The 894-nt window shown below is 74.7% G+C and carries 1 protein-coding gene; it reads left to right on the top strand.

What is annotated here, in order from left to right:
• Positions 1–228: 228 nt before the first annotated feature.
• Positions 229–852, top strand: coding sequence for a GntR family transcriptional regulator (locus tag KMS84_RS38630; protein ID WP_256921228.1), 624 nt, complete (start codon positions 229–231; stop codon positions 850–852).
• The last annotated feature ends 42 nt before the right edge of the window (positions 853–894 follow it).

The following is an 894-nucleotide window of genomic DNA, read 5'->3' on the forward strand; positions in this document are numbered from 1 at the left end:
GCGCGGGCCCGTGCCCGGGCGGGCGGGGGCGGTGCGCCGTGAGCCCGCGCAGGGGCCCGCGCGCGGGCTCGGGGCCGGCCGGCGGGCGCGTCCCGCCCCGTGCGTGTAAGTCTCGTCTCACCTGCGTGAAAGCGCCCCCGCGCGCCTCTCCTGCGCGGGCCCCCGGCCGTATTGTCTAAACGTCAACGCCCCGGGGCCGATGGGCGGCCCCCGCTCGAAGGAGCTCTCATGACCGCGCCCGTCGTCCACTCGCTGCGCGAACAGATCCGCGAGCACATCGTGGAGGGGATCGTCAGCGGGCGCTGGCAGCCGGGAGAGCGCATCGTCGAGCGCCGGATCGCCACCGAGCTGGAGGTCAGCCAGACGCCGGTGCGCGAGGCGCTGCGCGAGCTGGAGTCGCTGCGGCTGATCGAGTCCGCGCCCAACAAGGGCGTCCGGGTGCGCAACCTGACGGCGGCCGATCTGGAGGAGAGCTATCCCGTGCGGGCCGGTCTGGAGGCCATCGCCGCGGAACTGGCGGCCCGGAAGCTGGCCGAGGACTGCTCGGCGCTCGAACCGCACGTCGCCGCCCTGTACGAGGCCGACCGGGCCTGCGACGGCACGGCCCAGGTGCGGCACACCGTCGGCTTCCACCGGGAGCTGGTGCGCGCGGCCGGGAACTCCGTGCTGCTGCACACCTGGGAGGGCCTCGGCATCGAGGTGTTCACGGCGCTGTCGATCCGCTGGCTCGGCACCGTGCAGCAGTCGTACGCCGAGGAGCACGAGGAACTGGTGCAGGCGTTCCGTCGGCGGGATCCGCGCATCGCGGACCTGGTGAAGGCGCACGTCCTGGGCTGCGCCCCGCGCCCCTGACGCGTCCGACACCCCTCCACGCCCCTCCACGCCCCTCCGAAG

Source organism: Streptomyces hilarionis (assembly GCF_024539675.1).
GTDB lineage: Bacteria > Actinomycetota > Actinomycetes > Streptomycetales > Streptomycetaceae > Streptomyces > Streptomyces hilarionis.